We start from the raw sequence: 15,602 nt of genomic DNA, 5'->3' as shown, positions 1-15,602 counted from the left end.
AGGTGACACAGGAAAAAAGAAAATCAGGAGGTTTTTTCATTGAATCAGCCAAAATTATTACCTGTCGTTGCGTCCAGCATCATCGGCGCGACGATTGAGTGGTACGACTTTTTCTTGTATGGTGTCGTGGCAAGTATGGTGCTTAATCATCTTTACTTTCCCAGCGACAACCTGTTTTTATCTACACTACTTGCCTACGTAACTTTTGCCGTTGGTTTTTTCGCACGACCGATCGGTGGCATCATCTTCGGCCATTTTGGCGATAAACTCGGTCGCAAAAAAATGCTGGTACTGACTGTGATGATTATGGGGATCAGCACATGCCTCATTGCGCTATTGCCGACTTATGCACAAATCGGTATTTGGGCACCGATTATTTTGCTCTTGCTTCGTGTGGTGCAAGGAATCGGCCTGGGCGGCGAATGGGGCGGAGCCGTCCTCATGACTTACGAATACGCTCCGGCACGCAAACGCGGTTTATATGCCAGCCTTCCGCAAATCGGTTTGGCTTTGGGCTTGCTGCTTGCCTCCGGCGTCGTCGGTATATTAAACAGTCTGCTTTCTCAAGCACAATTTCTTGCCTGGGGCTGGCGAATCGCATTTGGTCTCAGTGTCATCCTGGTCGTTACCGGACTATGGATGCGCATCTCGGTTAAAGAGACCCCGGAATTCCAAGAAGTGAAAGAAAACAATATGGAGACCACACTCCCATTCAAAGAAATGTGGAAAGACGGGAATAGTAAAAAGATCATCGCCGGAATGGGCGCACGTTACATTGATGGCGTTTTCTTCAATGTGATGGGTGTGTTCTCCATCGACTATCTGACGCATCACGTCAAACTGTCCGGATCTTCAGCGACTCTCAGTGTGTCCGTCGCTGCGTTGGTCATGTGTTTCTTTATCCCTTTATTTGGTCACTTCTCAGATCGTGTCGGCAGAATCCGTATCTATTTGTGGGGCAGCTTGCTTGTCGGCCTTTCTGCTATTCCTGCCTTTTGGCTTTTCGGACAGTCCGGGGGGAATATGATTGTCATCATCCTGACACTTGTCGTTGCATTTGGGATTCTGTATCCAATTGTTTACGGTCCGGAGGCCGCTCTTTTTTCAGAGCTGTTTGATCCGAAAGTTCGTTATACCGGTGTGTCTTTCGTCTACCAGTTTTCCGGGATCTTTGCCAGTGGAATTACGCCGATCATCGCCACTGCACTGCTTGAGGCAGGCGGCGGCTCTCCGTTGTTGCTCACACTCTATGTCTTGTTCTCTGGAATTGTCAGTGCATTATCTGTTGTTTGGATGAAAAAGTTAGAAGCAACACCCTAATACTGGTTTTGTTCTCGAACACGATGTTTGGGGGCAAAACTTTTTTTATGCGCAACTTTCAAGCAGGCTTTCAGCGTTGATTTGCCGACGTCCGCCAATCACGTTATCATGAGATCAGCTGCTTTGAACGCATGTATGCTGTTTTTTAAAGTGACAAGCAATGAAGGGATATAAATAGAAATGACGGATTTTCAAGAGCTGAAAGAACAGCTGATCAGATATAGTAAAGAAATCGGTGTGGACAAGATTGGCTTCACAACGGACGATCCATTCACGGAATTAAAGGCACGTCTCTACCGGCAGCGGGAACTCGGTTACCAGTCCGGATTCGAGGAGAAGGATATCGAAAAAAGAACTGAACCGTCGCTGCTTATGGACGGCGTGCAGTCGATTGTCTCAATCGCCATGGCCTACCCGAAGAAAATGGCCGAGCGCCCGGCAAACACGAAAGGTCATCGCCGTGGTGCTTTTGCCCGGGTTTCTTGGGGACAGGACTACCATACGATTCTGCGTAACCGCATGCAAAAGCTTGGCGAATTTCTCGTTGAAACGGTTCCGGGAGCTAAGTTCAAAAGCATGGTCGACACCGGGGAACTGTCAGATAGGGCAGTGGCTGAACGTGCCGGCATCGGCTGGGCGGGGAAAAGCACCAACCTGATTACGAAAGAATTCGGGTCCTATGTTTATCTTGGCGAGATGCTGACCAATATTCCGTTTCCTCCGGACAAACCGGCGACCGACCTGTGCGGCGATTGTACAATCTGCATTGATCACTGCCCGACCGGTGCACTGGTTCAGGGCGGACAGCTTAACAGCAAGAAATGCATTGCCTACTTAACCCAGACGAAGCAGGAACTTCCGGAAGAATATAAGAAAGCAATCGGCAATAGACTCTACGGCTGCGATATGTGTCAACAGGTCTGTCCGTACAATCGTGATGTGGACAGCCATTTTCATGAGGAGATGGAGCCGGACCCGGAACTTTCCCGTCCCCTTCTCGCACCGCTGTTATCGCTTTCCAATCGTGCATTTAAAGAAACGTTCGGTGAACTTTCCGGTTCGTGGCGAGGAAAAAAGCCGATTCAGCGCAATGCGATTGTTGCACTCGGCAACTATAAGGAAGTTGCCGCGGCACCGGAACTGCTTCGCTTGCTTCACGATGACCCGCGTCCGGTGATCCGGCGCACGGTCACCTGGGCACTTCAGCAAATGTGGGATCGCCTTGAACCGGACATGCGCGCACATATGATTCAATCCTTCGAAGACCTGCTTGCGAAAGAAGAGGATGAAAAAGTTCACCAGTGGATCAAGGCAAAGCTGGATGCTGAAAAAGACAACTACTGTTAATCAGCATCACAAAAATAAAACGCTGGGAATTCCGATTAAAGTAGCCATCCAATACTTTGGAAAGCCGGTGAGGTCATGTTGTCCGACCAACTTTTTTTCCATATTCATTATTGCAACCATCGATCATTTGATGATAAGGAGCGTCCCCCGCGCAAAATAAACCGTACACTGTCCCACCACGAACTCATTCTTTTTACTGGCGGTTCCGGAACGATCGCCATTGATAAGCGACATTATTCAATAAAAAAAGGCATGCTTTGCTACATCAGCCCCGGGCTCCATCATACATTTGAACCTGAAGCGGGACCCGGCGGTTTTTTATCGGTTCATTTTAGCTGCGCGGAGGTGGAATGGAGTCAAAATCAGTGGATAATCCATGAATGCACAAAACAGCTGATGAAGAAACTGGGGAAACAATTAATGGATGCCTACGAGGTAGAAGCGTCGTTTCGACGCTTGACCGACTGCTGGGACCAGAAAAGACCCGGATATCCTTTTGCCGCACGCACCTTGCTGCAGCAACTGTTCCTCGCCATTGCAGACAATGTCAGGAAACAGAATCAGAATTTCGCAAGTTCGCTAAAGGTGGAGCGAATTGTCGACTATATGCAAAAAAATTTATCGAAGCATATTACCTTGAATGAACTATCCGAGCTTATACGATTGTCACCAACCTACCTAACAAGGATCTTTAAAGAAAGCACCGGTTCCTCCGTTATTTCTTATTTTAACCAGATGAAAATCGACAAGGCGAAGGAGCTGCTTCTTGACGGCGATCACAAGGTCAAGGACGTTGCGCATCTGCTTGGGTTTGCTGATGAATTTTATTTTAGTCGGCTATTTAAACGATCCGAAGGGATAAGTCCAATCGACTATTACAGCAAAAATGTCCATGGATAACAGGATCAACTATGGATCAGCCACTGATCTGTGTTTAGACTAATGGGTGTGATTATTCATCCTATCGTTGAATCGCGGAGGCTCAGATCATGCCGATTTGGAAAAAAAATTTAGTAGTTTGCTGGTTTGGCATGTTTGCGACAGGCATTGGCATGAGCCAAATTGCACCGGTGCTACCGCTGTACATCAGACATCTTGGTGTGGGTCAGGAAGCGGCAGTCGCTCAACTGTCCGGCATTGCATTTGGCAGTACCTTTATTTTGTCGGCCATTTTCTCACCCATTTGGGGGTCGGTGGCCGATAAGTTTGGCCGAAAGCCTATGCTGCTTCGAGCTAGTCTGGGTATGGCAATCGTGATCGGCTGCATGGGGTTTGCCCCCAATGTCACTGTACTGATTGGGCTGCGCCTTTTACAAGGCGTGATCACCGGTTACAGCACAGCCTGTACGACGCTGATTGCTACGCAAACGGATCAAGAACATGCCGGCTGGGCGCTAGGTACACTTTCGACCGCCAACATAGCCGGTTCGCTGCTCGGTCCGCTCATCGGCGGATTTCTTAGTGAACATTTCGGATTGCAAAATGTATTTTTTATGACCGGAGCACTGATGATGGTCTCCTTTTTTACGACGCTTTTCTTCGTCAAGGAATCGTTTCAGCGTACCGATAAAAAAGTACGTCACGCCAAGGAGATTTGGCATCAAATCCCGGAAAAAAGTTTGACCGTTACCCTGTTTGTGACCGCATTTATCTTGACCATCGCCTTATATTCCGTTGAGCCGATTGTGACGGTATTCATGGGACATCTGACAAACAGCAGCCATCTTGCCCTGCTGTCCGGGCTTGCTTTTTCAGCGTCAGGGCTCGCGAATATCCTCGCCGCCCCGCGCTTAGGGAAGCTGTCCGATCGGATTGGCGCGCATAAGGTCATGGTCATTACGCTGTTTACGGCAGGCTTGCTTTTTATCCCGCAAGCTTTTGTCACCGCGCCATGGCAATTAATCGTGCTTCGATTTCTGTTCGGGCTTACGGCCGGCGGGCTAATGCCTTCCGTGAATATTATGATTCGCAAAATTACCCCCACCGCGCTGACCGGACGCGTATTCGGTTTTAGTATGTCCGCGATGTATTTAGGTGTTTTCGGTGGATCGGTTTTTGGCGGCCAGATTGCTGCATGGTTAAGTATTCGTGCGGTCTTTTTTGTCACTGCCGCACTGCTGCTCGTGAATGGCTTGTGGGTTTATTGTCGCGTCTATCGGCAAATCGCCGCGCAGCCCAGTCGAACACAACACATAGGTTAAGGAGCGATGAAAATGAATAAAGATAAGACAGCCTTAGTCGTTATTGACCTGCAGAATGGGATTGTCAACAGTCAGCATGCCCCATACACAGGTGCACAAGTCGTGGAAAAGACAACGAAACTGATGAACACATTTACGAAAAATGGGGCCTTTGTTGCACTTGTACGCGTCTCTTCCTTTGATGGAAAGGATTGGTTTGTTCCGCAAACCGATGCAAATCGATCCGCATCGGGATTTCCTGATGGATGGGATCATTATGTACCTGAGCTGGATGCTTTTCAAAAGACCTACCGAATAACCAAACGGCAATGGGGCGCTTTTTTTGGAACCGACTTAGATTTGCAGCTGCGTCGCCGCGGCATTGATACCCTTGTATTATGCGGTATTTCAACCGGTATTGGTGTTGATACGACCGCGCGGGAAGCATATGCGCGCGCCTATCAGCAAATCTTTGTCGAAGATGCGATGACTGCATCAACTAAAGAAGAACATGATCACTGCATCACCCATATTTTCCCGCGAATCGGTAAAGTCCGAACAACTGACGAAGTGCTGGCGATGTTGAAATAACTGTGATTTATCGTTCAGATATAGCTGTAAACGATAATACGTTTTATTAACTACAAAAGACAGAAGAAACCGCATTTTTCCATTGAAAAATGCGGCTGTTTCAAATAATAATTATTTACTTTTCAGGTTTATACCATTATTACACGTTTCGTATTTACTTAATGTCGATGCTCTTCTTCTTAGCATAAGTTGCTATAATCAATGATCCTAATCCTAGAATCGTAAAGATGAGGAACATCCAGATTGTTCCATTACTTGTTAAGTCAGCTCCTGTGTACAGAATATCCCTTAACGTTGACATATAGTGTCCAAATGGATTCCATGGAACAATATAGTTTTGATAAAATTCAGGAATCATTTGTTTTGGTAACATTACAGATTGTATTGTAAAGAATAGGAATAGGATAAAAATTGGAATTGTTGCCAACCCAATCCAAGACATGATTCCAACAAGTAATGATGAAAATCCTACTATAGCAAATGATATATATACTGCAGTTATAGCCGGCTGATTAAAGTCGAAGCTCATAACCCAATCTGTATAGTAGACATAGACAAATCCACCAATAAAACTTGAAACAATCATTCCGATTGGTAATAAGATTGCGTTTTTACTTTTCTGTTTTGTACTCAATAATTTATCATTATTTCTAAAAACGAAGAAAGTCAAAACAGATATAATCATTGAAGCTAACCAAATGGGCGTAAACATAACGCCTTGCGCATTACCGCTCGCCTGATGTTCTTTAATCTTATTAATGGATTGACTATCAACTTTGATTGGGTCTTTTAAGCTCCTTATATCCGACCCGGGTACATCAATATTATGATCTGATAAAATTTGAATGTTTTGATTACTGATTTGTTCATTGATTTTAGTCGTCATTCCACTTAGTATCTGCGTAGCAGCTTGTGCTAATTGTGGGTTTGCGCCCTCGTTTGCTACAATCTTTATTTCCGCATTCTGTGGTTTACTTAGTTGATTTTCAGAGCTTTGTGATACTTGCTCTTTCATTTTTTCAATTTGTTCTTTACTTAACTGACCTGAGTCTATCTTTTCTTTCATTTCAGCTTGCTTCTGCTTTATGATAATGCTTTGACTGTAGCTCATGGCGTTTTGAGAAAAGTTTTTGTCAATAATAATGGCACCGACATATTCTTTATTTTTCAGACCTTTAGTTAACTCTTTTTCATTCTTTATCTTATGCCATTCTATTGTATTATTACCATTTTTGCTTGAAGTCATCGTATCAACTAATTGTTTCCCAATATTGATTTCACTACCCTGAGCTTCTACTCCATGATCATTATTAACAACAGCTAAAGGTATATTTTTAGCTTTAGGATTATAGGCCGGATAAAAAGCCGTAGATAAAACCATTAAGATTAGAGATGCTACAATGGGAATAACCCAAATTAATTTGTTTTTCATTTAACAGTATCCTCCTTTTGGTCGTGTCGCGTAGATGACTGATCTTAAGACCTCCTTGCTTGACATTTTTTATTCTAACCGGCTACGTTTAAAATAAAATGGTCAGAAGTTGCGTATTTGAGATCTATGCCACACTTTTGATTAAATTGTTTCGTAAACATAGGTAATGGAGGAAAAGTTATGGATTTACGTAGTGAACGAACGATTAAATGGATTGAAGATATTTTTGTTGAATTGACACTTACCGAAGGCTTTTCAAGGGTAACTGTTAGTGAAATTGCAAATAAGGCGCAAATAAACCGTAAAACGTTTTATGCCCATTATTTAGATAAATATGACTTGGCTCAGAAATTAGCAGTCCAGGTTTTAAAAAGATATAAATTGCTGTTGGATCAACGGTTGATAGGCACAAATATAAGATTAAACAGCTTAATCGATTCTTTTCTTAAGAAAAAAGAAAATGTTCGACTTTTAAAAGCACTATTTACCATTCATACTGAAGAATTTGATTTCGAGGAGGAGTTCTCTAAATTATTAGTCAGTCAATTTGAAAAAGCACGCAAAAGTAACCGATCCATTAGAAATTGAAATTCTTGTAAACATAGCCATCACAACAGGTAAATACTATTTAAATTCAGAAGAAAGTTTTTCTGTCGACAGACAAACAGGAATTATTCGAAGCATTCAAAAATTGATCTGAACCTTGATTCGAAAATTTTTTAGAAAATCAATTTTCACTTACATCTCTTGTGAGCATCTCTTCACAAAAAAACATGGACTAAAATGCCATGTTCAATATTACACTATTCAATTCATTTACCAACTTATTCATCAGGTACAGTAAAGAACTTTTTTTGGACGGTACAACTGATAATTAAAAAAGCAGACGGTTGTACGCAGTTGATGGATAAATCGTAATGGTGAGAAGAGGGGAGTTCTGTCCGATCCTACCGTGAACAATACCCACCACCATAGTAGATGACCCCTTCCTTACCATGGAAGTGCTCTACCAAACCGGAGTATGGGAAACGTAGCTCCGCGACCACTGCTTCTTTAAGAACGCAATCCTATTTATCAAAAACAAAAAAACAGGCAAGTACACGAGTATGTACTTGCCTGTTTCTATTTTTATTCCACCGTAACTGATTTTGCTAGGTTACGTGGTTTATCGACATCGCATTCGTTCTGCAGGGCTGCGTAGTACGCAATTAGCTGCAGGGGAACGGCGCAAACAAGTGGTGCTAGGACTGGATGCACGTTCGGGAGTACGATTCGGTCGCCTTTTTGATTCGTGACTCCGTCCATGCTGATGATGCACGTGTGGGCGCCGCGTGCGGCAACCTCTTCAACATTGCTGCGAATGCTGTTGTTGACTTTTTGCTGGGTCGCATAAGCGAATACCGGTGTACCTTCTTCGATCAGCGCAATCGTTCCGTGCTTGAGCTCACCGCCGGCAAAACCTTCTGCTTGAATGTAGGAGACTTCTTTCAGCTTCAGCGCAGCTTCCATGCAGACATAGTAGTCGAGCGCGCGTCCGATGTAGAAAGCGTTGCGCGTAATCGAGAGGTACTCGCGTGCCACTTCTTTGAGCTGCGCTTTCTCATCGATCATTTGTTCCATGCCTTGAGCAGCAAGGCTCAGTTCATGAACGAGATCGAAGCCGAGCTTAGTCCCTTTCTTTTGTGCAGCAGCTACCGACATGAAGGCGAAAACAGCAATCATCGCTGTATAGGCTTTGGTTGAAGCAACCGCAATTTCCGGACCGGCAAAGAGCAGCATTTTGTGATCTGCTTCACGATACAGTGTAGAGCCTTCGACGTTGGTCATGGTCAGTGTCGGATAGCCGAGCTTCTTGACTTTGACCAGCACAGCGCGGCTGTCGGCCGTCTCCCCGCTCTGGGAAATGAAGATGAATAGCGGCTTTTTCGACAGAAGCGGCATATTATAGGAAAATTCACTGGAAATATGCACTTCCGTTGGTATACCGGCAACGGTCTCAAGTAAATGCTTACCGGCGAGTCCGGCATGGTAGCTCGTGCCGCAGGCAATGATGTAGATTCGATCAGCATCGTTGATCGCGCTCGTGATCGTCGGATCGAGCGTGATTTTACCGTCCGTGCTGCTGTATTCCTGCAGCAGGCGGCGCATCACGGCTGGCTGTTCATCGATTTCCTTCAGCATATAATGCGGGTAAGCGCCTTTTTCCGTATCATTTGCATCAAAGGAAACCGTATACGGCTTGCGCGTTGTGACCGTTCCGTCAAGATCCTTAATCGTATAGCTGTCGCGCTTCAGAATAACGATTTCTTCATCCATCAGTTCGACATAACGCTTCGTTTTTTGGATCATTGCCGTTGCATCGCTGGCAACAACATTGAATCCTTCGCCAAGACCGATTAAGAGCGGACTTTTATTCTTTGCAACATACAGCGTTGCGTCATCCTTTGCATCAACCAACGCAAATGCATAAGAGCCGTCGAGCAGCTTCAGTGTTTTCCGCAGTGCTTCTTCGGTGCCAAGTCCTTGATCGGCAAACTTTTCGATCAATTGAACGACGACTTCCGTGTCTGTCTCGCTTTTCAACGTGACACCTGTCAGATAATCTGCCTTCAATTGTGCGTAGTTTTCGATCACGCCGTTGTGAACAAGTGTGAAACGGCCGGACGCACTCTGGTGCGGGTGCGCATTGCGTTTGTTCGGCTGGCCGTGTGTTGCCCAACGTGTATGGCCTATGCCGAGTGTCGCATGTACCGCCGGATCTACCGAATTGCGCAGAACGGCGATCCGTCCTTTTTCCTTAAATACATGAACACCGTCATCATTAAGCAGGGCAATGCCGGCTGAATCATAGCCGCGGTATTCGAGATTGCTGAGTCCCTTAAGCAAAATGTCACGTGCATCTTCGTTACCAATGTAACCTACAATACCACACATAGGAAATGTCCTCCTTGTGAGGCAAGATGCATATTAAGATGCAATAACCATCATGAATAGGGCAGTCTTGCCCCACTTGTTTTTTATTTTTCTTGCCTATGCGCTTGCAGCACAGCTTCTGTCCAGAAAGTTGCCTTCCTGTTTTGGGTCTGTGCTCACGGTTGCAAGCATACCGAGAGGCATCCGCCGAATGATTCGATTAACCTCCTCCTCGTCAACTATTCCGGTCTTTCTCCGTCCTTTGGAATAGTCCAGGCGCTTTCTATTCAGTTGTCCCAATCCTCACTTTCCTTCTTGAGTTACAACCACATATTACTTGAAACAAAAAGGCGCGTCAATCCTTTTTGAGCATGGAGTTCTTTGAACTTACATGGTATATCTATGCAGCACAGGGCCGTCCCGTAACCGCTTTAAAATAATATTGGCGCACACAGCGAAAATCATGGTGTTCACACCTTTTATTCAGAAAACTGGGCTGGCCTTGGTTCCTTACGTTCACTCTGATATACGGTTGATTCAGTCAACCTTGACCCTGACTGCTGCTGATCCGTGTTATTGAATCTCTCCGCCGATCGCTTCAACAACTTTTTGCGCGATCCGTTCCACGTAGGCATCGCAGACTTCCTCAGTTGGAGCCTCAGCCATAACGCGGATCAAGGATTCTGTTCCTGATGGCCGTACAAGTACGCGCCCGTCACCAGCCATATCCGTTTCTACATCCTTAATTACCGCAGCTACTTCAGGATTTTCGGTGACGTGGAACTTGTCGGCAACTTTGATGTTGACCAACTTCTGTGGGTAGGTTTTCACACCCGCAGCGAGTTCGGACAGCTTTTTGCCGGTTACTTTCATGATGTTCACGAGCTGAAGCGCCGTCAGCATGCCGTCGCCGGTGGTTGAATGCTCAAGGAAGATAATGTGTCCGGATTGCTCTCCGCCGAGTACATAACCACCATCACGCATTTCTTCCATAACATACCGGTCGCCGACTTTCGTCTGCTTCGTTTCAATTTGCTGTGTTTGAAGTGCCTTGTATAAACCAAGATTACTCATCACAGTTGTTACTAATGTATCTTTCGTCAAGCGTCCTTTTGATTTTAAATACGTTGCGCAGATGTACATAATCTTATCGCCGTCAATGATATTGCCAAGTTCATCGACAGCAATCAAACGGTCACCATCGCCGTCAAAGGCTAAACCAACATCGGCTGCTTTTTCAACGACCAGCGCCGACAAGGCTTCCGGATGCGTTGATCCGACACCGGCATTAATGTTCTTCCCGTTCGGTGATGTCCCAATCGTTACAATGTCTGCTTCTAAATCAGCAAAAAGATGCGGTGCGAGTGCACTCGTTGATCCGTGCGCGCAATCCAAGGCAATCTTGAAGGTTGAAAAGTCTTCCTCTTGAATCGTTTGCTTCAGAAATTGAAGGTATTTCTGACCACCTTCAAAGTAGTCACTGGAGACGCCCAGATCGCCGCCAATTGGCCGAGGCAGATCATCTTTGTCTTTTGCCAGCAGGGTTTCAATGGTTGCTTCCACTTCGTCGCTTAACTTGAAACCATCGCTGCCAAAAAATTTAATGCCATTGTCTTCGACCGGATTATGTGATGCAGAGATCATGATACCGGCGCTGGCATCCATGGCTTTCGTTAAGTAAGCGACACCTGGCGTTGAGACAACTCCCAGCCGCATAACTTCGACGCCAATGGAGAGCAAACCGGAAATAAGCGCACTTTCGAGCATATAACCGGAAATGCGCGTATCCCGGCCAACCAGAACCTTCGGATGCTCAGTCGTCTTCGTTAATGCGTAACCGCCGGCCCGACCCAACTTAAATGCTAATTCGGGTGTCAAACCGAGATTTGCAATGCCTCTGACTCCATCCGTTCCAAAGTACTTTGCCATAATATCAATCGCTCCTATCTTTCCTCGTCCAAATTCCGCCGCTTTATTTTAAACTCAGGATTGAATTCTGTCAAAGGGTGTTTCATCCCCTACACAAAGAACCCTATTCGTTAACTAATACGCACACTGACGGTCTCCGGAAGTGTCTTTATCTTATATTTATCTGACAAGTTGACGGTGACCGCGGTGACCGGTACTTTGTGTGTCCCTGAATCAAGGCCGCTTAGATCCACTTCCGCTTCCAAATCATTTTTTGTCAGCTGATTCAAATCGTCTTCTGTTCCGGAAACAGAAACAGCTACCTGATCGTCCTTAACAAAAGAGGCGGTTTTGCCGTTCTCAAGTCCAGTGACCTTAATTGGGATATTCGTAAAATCTTTTGTTTGTTTGTCCGTACTCGAATTAGAAGTTGAATCGGCGCTTGAATCCGCGCTTTCTGAATTTACTGCTGCCGTACTTGAATCAGCGGAGCGATCTTCTGACTCGGCACTTGTTTCATCGCTGTCTTCACGTTCAATATGAACCGTGACCTCAATCTTCTCAGGATCTACAGACTCTGCGTCAGAGGGTACCGGTACAGATACAGAAAATGTTTTATCTTTTTTCAATCCATCAACGGAAACAGACAAAGGATCGAGCGCTTTAATTCGATTAAGTGCTTCACTGTCCTGTGCGGTCACAGCGACTTCGTTTGTCGATTGTTCCACCGAGGAAACCGCGTATCCCTTTGCCGGTGTCCCGGTTGTTTCCGTTTTAATAGGTAATTTTTTCAAAACCTGCTCAATCGGTACCCGGACATGAATCGATGATGGCTTGATCGTGACATCAACCTGATCGCCGTTGTTATTATACGCATGAAGGCTGATCATTTTGTCTACGGTATCCGCCGCATTTTTAACGTCGACCACACCTTTGATAAAGGCAATGGAATCCACAGTATTCTCACCACCGGTAACGGTAACCGTCTTCGTGTCAATCGCCGGATCGCCGATTGAGTAGCCGTCCGCTAACGCATCTTTGTTCAAGACGTCTACACCAACCGGGAGCTCTTTGCTCGTCTTTTTTTGAATGGTGACGCGAACCGTCTTTGGCGATGGGAGGACCGTTAATCCGGAGGGGAAACCGCGTGTGTGTACTTGAGCGTCATAGGTACCAGGTTTCATGCCGGTCAGATCCAAGTAAACACTTTTGGTGCTCGGAAGCTTCGCTTTAAGAATCGACTCATTGGAACCGTTCAAATGCACATTAATTGTTTGCGGTGCACCACTGACCACATATTGGCTTTCATCATAGCGGATCGCCAGCTTCTCATTCACGACTGTCGTTTGCTGGGTAGGGTTAACCGCCACATTGGCTGTTGATCCCGGCGCGTTTCCGCCGTCTCCGGCGGAAACAACCCCATACAGCATTAGAGCGAGAACAAAGGATATAATTTTAACCAACCAATTGTTATTAAATAGTTTATCCATTGTGCTTTCCTCTCCAATTCCAGCGAACCGGCGACTGATTATCCGACTCGTCCAGCTCATGTTGAAGCATTTCCTGCAAGCGTTCCTCGCTAATCTCACGGAACATCTCGCCGTTTTTGGTCACGGTGATTCCGCCCGTTTCTTCTGAAACAACGACCGTCAATGAGTCGGTGACTTCGCTGACCCCCATCGCCGCACGATGCCTTGTCCCTAGTTCCTTTGAGATAAACGGACTCTCGGACAGCGGCAGGTAGCAGGCGGCAGCGACAACCTCTGTACCGCGGATAATGACAGCGCCATCATGAAGCGGCGTATTCGGGATAAAGATATTGATAAGCAGTTGTGAAGTCAAATTCCCATTAAGCTGAATCCCTGTCTCGATATATTCATTAAGTCCCGTCTTGCGTTCAATCGACATAAGGGCGCCGATCCGCCGCTTGGCCATATAGGAGGTTGCCTTAACAATAGCATCGGCCATTTGCTTATGTTCTTCCTCAACCTGGGTCCCTCTGGAAAATAAGCGTCCGCGTCCAAGCTGCTCGAGCAAACGGCGCAGCTCCGGTTGAAAAATAACAATGATCGCGAACAATCCGTAGGTAATCGCATTGTTCAAGATCCATTCCAGCGTACGCAGTTGAAACAAGCTGCTTAGAAACCACACAGCAACGATCACAAGGATCCCTTTTGCCAACTGGACTGCCTTTGTGCCTCGAATAATCATAATCACTTTGTAGATCACATAAGTGACAATCAAAATGTCGATGATGTCTGTTAAGTAGTTCAATATGTTAATATGAGTCCACAAAGGCATCGCTTTTCATCCTCCAAATCAACCATCGTTCTCAATTCGTACCGACCATCTTAGTTTTACTCGATCATTCCGACTTAAACATCCAATCTTAAGTTCGAATCAGATTTTATACTGAATCGTTCTATATCTATGACACACTTTTGAAAAAATGAAACAAGCTGGTCAGGTTTGATCCCCCAAACCTTTGATTAGAACATAATTATTTTTTTCGCGCACTTGCCGGCGGGCACCAATCATTACCAGTGACATCGGTACCACGCAAATCGCCATCGTTGTAAGCACCGGATGTTGGCTGCCCCAGCGCCGGATTGCGTGACGTTTCTCAGGGGGCAATTGTTCTAACACAGTTTTCGTAAATACAGCCGGCAATTGCGGGTGGGCAAGTCGGCGAAGCAGCTCGGTCGACGCCTTAAGTTCATTAAAATGAATTCGGCATGTATCGCAACTCGCCAAATGCTCAAACAATTGCTGTTTCTCTTGATCTGTAGCTTCTTGATCCAATACTTTATTCATTAATGAAAGATATTTTACACTTGAGCAGCTCACGTTTGTTTGCCTCCCTTGACCGTCATATTTTTTCTCAGCATTTCTCGGCCACGGTGAATTCGTGTCTTCACTGTTCCAACTGGAATTTCCATAATTTCACTGATTTCCTTCAAGCTTAAATCTTCAATATATTTCAGTACCACTGCTGACCGGTATTTCTCCGGCAGTTTGTCAATCTCATGCTGTACGAACGCTTCAGTCTCTTTGCGTAAGATGCGCTCCTCAGGATGCTCGCCTTCGTCCGGGAGAATGGCGTTTAAAGTCAGCTCCTCCGTCCCCGGTACAGACGCATCAAGAGAAACCGTGTTCTTTCTGCGACGCAAAAAGTCGATCGACAGATTCGTTGCGATCCGAAACAGCCACGTTGAAAATTTTCGCTCCTGATCATACTGGTCGATATGGTTATAGGCGCGAATAAAAGCCTCCTGTGACAAATCCTCTGCTTCCTGTACCTGGCCTACCATACGCAGACAGATGGCAAACACACTGTTTTTATACCGTTCAACGAGTAGGGCAAAAGCCTGATGATCTCTTTTTTTAACCTTTTTAATCAGTCGCTTCTCTGTTTGATCCATAGTTACCTCTCTGTTTGAAGCATTATTAACTACGCAAGATACTTATATCAAGTTTCATTGTTGTATCAAGGCAATGATTAAAAATGAGTGCTTTCGACTTATTCTTACAGCTCATTCATTGCCTTATTTCTGTGCTGTTATTCGTGATCAAACGGAAGGATACGGCGGTCATCCGCAAGAGAATCATATTTGTTTGAACTATGCAATTCGGGGTAATCTTTATACTAAAGCAAGCATAAAGCCTGGAGGTGGACCAATGGACAAGCAAGAACTTATCAGTCAAATCGAAGTCCTGAGAACCAGGATGATACGTGCTGCAGCAGATGAGCCACTAACCTCGCCAAAAATTCAAGGAATCAGTCAATGTCTTGACCAATTACTCAATCAATACGCAAGACTGTTTCAACACCATTCAAAAACGGTCTGCCAATAATCCTGCAGACATTAAAAGTATACCATAAATGACACATTCTTTAACCAAACAATGCT

Annotated in this window: 14 protein-coding genes; 7 read left to right on the top strand and 7 right to left on the bottom strand. The window is 45.4% G+C overall.

The window, feature by feature from the left end; genetic code table 11:
- The first annotated feature begins 39 nt into the window (after positions 1 to 39).
- From AA84_RS0108820 to AA84_RS0108800, 5 genes are all read left to right on the top strand, one after another.
- Positions 40 to 1,320: an MFS transporter gene (locus AA84_RS0108820; protein ID WP_028976899.1), complete on the top strand. Its 1,281-nt coding sequence runs from the start codon at positions 40 to 42 to the stop codon at positions 1,318 to 1,320.
- A gap of 180 nt (positions 1,321 to 1,500) precedes the next feature.
- Positions 1,501 to 2,667 carry a tRNA epoxyqueuosine(34) reductase QueG gene (gene queG, locus AA84_RS0108815; RefSeq protein WP_028976898.1) on the top strand — a complete coding sequence of 389 codons (1,167 nt, stop codon included), beginning with the start codon at positions 1,501 to 1,503 and terminating at the stop codon, positions 2,665 to 2,667.
- Positions 2,668 to 2,742: 75 nt separating this feature from the next.
- A complete protein-coding gene (locus AA84_RS0108810) occupies positions 2,743 to 3,567 on the top strand; it encodes an AraC family transcriptional regulator (RefSeq protein ID WP_028976897.1) in 825 nt (274 codons plus the stop codon).
- 89 nt (positions 3,568 to 3,656) lie between these two features.
- On the top strand, positions 3,657 to 4,868 hold the full coding sequence (locus tag AA84_RS0108805) for a multidrug efflux MFS transporter (protein ID WP_028976896.1): 1,212 nt from the start codon (positions 3,657 to 3,659) through the stop codon (positions 4,866 to 4,868).
- Positions 4,869 to 4,880: 12 nt separating this feature from the next.
- Positions 4,881 to 5,438, top strand: coding sequence for a hydrolase (locus tag AA84_RS0108800; protein ID WP_081791753.1), 558 nt, complete (start codon positions 4,881 to 4,883; stop codon positions 5,436 to 5,438).
- A gap of 154 nt (positions 5,439 to 5,592) precedes the next feature.
- Here AA84_RS0108800 and AA84_RS0108795 read toward each other — a convergent pair whose 3' ends face one another.
- Positions 5,593 to 6,870, bottom strand: coding sequence for a YhgE/Pip domain-containing protein (locus AA84_RS0108795; protein WP_028976894.1), 1,278 nt, complete (start codon positions 6,868 to 6,870; stop codon positions 5,593 to 5,595).
- A gap of 180 nt (positions 6,871 to 7,050) precedes the next feature.
- Between AA84_RS0108795 and AA84_RS18380 the strand changes: the two genes are divergently transcribed.
- Complete coding sequence (locus AA84_RS18380) at positions 7,051 to 7,458, top strand: TetR/AcrR family transcriptional regulator (RefSeq protein ID WP_051577888.1); 408 nt, start codon at positions 7,051 to 7,053, stop codon at positions 7,456 to 7,458.
- A gap of 540 nt (positions 7,459 to 7,998) precedes the next feature.
- Here AA84_RS18380 and glmS read toward each other — a convergent pair.
- From glmS to sigW, 6 genes are all read right to left on the bottom strand, one after another.
- Positions 7,999 to 9,804, bottom strand: coding sequence for a glutamine--fructose-6-phosphate transaminase (isomerizing) (gene glmS, locus AA84_RS0108785; RefSeq protein WP_028976893.1), 1,806 nt, complete (start codon positions 9,802 to 9,804; stop codon positions 7,999 to 8,001).
- A gap of 552 nt (positions 9,805 to 10,356) precedes the next feature.
- Positions 10,357 to 11,712 (bottom strand): phosphoglucosamine mutase, encoded by a 1,356-nt coding sequence (gene glmM / locus AA84_RS0108775; RefSeq protein WP_028976892.1) that lies wholly within the window; start codon positions 11,710 to 11,712, stop codon positions 10,357 to 10,359.
- Between the two features lie 110 nt (positions 11,713 to 11,822).
- A complete protein-coding gene (locus tag AA84_RS17485) occupies positions 11,823 to 13,181 on the bottom strand; it encodes a CdaR family protein (protein WP_051577886.1) in 1,359 nt (452 codons plus the stop codon).
- On the bottom strand, positions 13,174 to 13,992 hold the full coding sequence (cdaA, locus tag AA84_RS0108765) for a diadenylate cyclase CdaA (RefSeq protein WP_010024497.1): 819 nt from the start codon (positions 13,990 to 13,992) through the stop codon (positions 13,174 to 13,176). The genes AA84_RS17485 and cdaA overlap by 8 nt, the downstream gene beginning before the upstream one ends.
- A 162-nt stretch (positions 13,993 to 14,154) precedes the next feature.
- Positions 14,155 to 14,538: an anti-sigma factor family protein gene (locus AA84_RS0108760; RefSeq protein ID WP_028976891.1), complete on the bottom strand. Its 384-nt coding sequence runs from the start codon at positions 14,536 to 14,538 to the stop codon at positions 14,155 to 14,157.
- Positions 14,535 to 15,113 (bottom strand): RNA polymerase sigma factor SigW, encoded by a 579-nt coding sequence (gene sigW, locus AA84_RS0108755; RefSeq protein ID WP_028976890.1) that lies wholly within the window; start codon positions 15,111 to 15,113, stop codon positions 14,535 to 14,537. Before sigW ends, AA84_RS0108760 begins: the two co-directional genes overlap by 4 nt.
- Before the next feature lie 256 nt (positions 15,114 to 15,369).
- Here sigW and AA84_RS19005 point away from each other — a divergent pair, with 256 nt between their 5' ends.
- The gene (locus AA84_RS19005; RefSeq protein ID WP_160168711.1) at positions 15,370 to 15,546 is read left to right on the top strand and encodes an aspartyl-phosphate phosphatase Spo0E family protein; all 177 of its coding nucleotides are present in this window, start codon (positions 15,370 to 15,372) and stop codon (positions 15,544 to 15,546) included.
- Positions 15,547 to 15,602 lie beyond the last annotated feature (56 nt).

Source organism: Sporolactobacillus terrae DSM 11697 (assembly GCF_000648615.1).
In the GTDB taxonomy this organism is placed as follows: domain Bacteria; phylum Bacillota; class Bacilli; order Bacillales; family Sporolactobacillaceae; genus Sporolactobacillus; species Sporolactobacillus terrae.
Note: the sequence above shows the minus strand (reverse complement) of the source record. Positions and strands in the feature narration are given on the sequence as shown.